Here is a 1,295-nt window from a genome sequence, read left to right as displayed (position 1 = left end):
CTCAACTTTCGCACCCTAATTTGGGCAGATAAACCTTGATATAGTTGGGTAAGCTCTCAATCCATTGTGTCAGTTGACAAGTAACCCATCTTTTGATTGATTTTTTTGTTTTTGTTAGGGCGTCATGAAGAATATCCATGAGCTGCGTCAGTGCTACAGCCCAATCCAGTTCATTCATTTCGTCACAGAGTTCATAAAACATACCACCAAGGGTTCGATTATCTGTACTGCAACGGTTTTGCCAAGACAGGAGAATAAACCTTGTAAAGACAATGGTTGTGTGGCTAATCAGCAGATCGTACGATCTGCCCTGGAACTCTTTTTGAAGCTTAAGAAATGACTTCGTTGCTTTAAAAAATAATTCAATGTCCCATCTCATGCCGTACGTACGAATGATTTCCTGTTCTGTAAGTGTGCAGTCAGTACTTAAGATGGCTAGCCATTCACTTTGTTTATTGCGGTTTTGAACGAACACAACTTTGACCGGGACTCCATTAGCCATTGTGGTACGAATAGAACGTAAAATTTCTTTGTGACTGGTTACGGGCTTCGACAGTCGATACAGCGTTCTTAATCCAACCCATTGAGAGCCTACTCGATAGCGCTGATTCGTTGGTTTCACCATACCAATAACATCGATACCTTGATCGGTCAAAGCCTTGATCAAAGGTTGTTGGGTAAACCAGCTGTCCATCAGAACATAGGATGCATCAATTCCGTTCAACAAGGCCCGTTTAACCATCCCAGGGATTTGTTCAGGAGCTGTTTGTAAAGCTTCGATTCGTCTTTTATAGCCGGAACAACGCTTATCAATCGTCGAATTGATATCATTAATTTTTGCCTTTTCTTTGCTTGAACTAAGGAGTGAAAAATCAATGGGCAGGAACGTTGATCCGTCGGACCATCCTAATGTCAGCATACGAAATCCTTTGTAGTGTCTTCTCCTGGCATGGTCAAAACAATGAGCCAAAAGTTCGACGCGCTTACTGCGGTCGCGATAAAAAGATGAATCATCCAGAATGAGTACTTTAGTGTGGCAGGTGCTCGTCAAACGGCTGACTTTCATAATCGTGAATACGCTTAGTGCCGTCAGGAAGCGGCGCCAGGCAAACTTCGGGTAGTTTAAAAAACGATAAACAGCATCCTTGCCTGGTAATTCATCTGCTTTATTACTCTCCAGTAAACGATACCAATTTCTTTGGGTAAAGATCAGACGAAAAATAAGCTGAAAAAGATAACCACTGGAAAAGCCGAAGGCTTTTTGAATTCCTGCCTGACGTAAATGTTTTAGAATC

General features: G+C 42.0%; 1 protein-coding gene. It reads right to left on the bottom strand.

Annotation, left to right across the window (positions count from 1 at the left end; all coding sequences use genetic code 11):
* Position 1: 1 nt before the first annotated feature.
* Positions 2–1,295: IS4 family transposase (locus tag ABWW58_RS17095; protein ID WP_353870251.1), on the bottom strand; the 1,294-nt coding region annotated here is incomplete at its 5' end.

It is taken from the genome of Sporolactobacillus caesalpiniae (assembly GCF_040513385.1).
GTDB lineage: Bacteria > Bacillota > Bacilli > Bacillales > Sporolactobacillaceae > Sporolactobacillus.
This window is presented reverse-complemented; position numbering and strand designations above follow the sequence as displayed.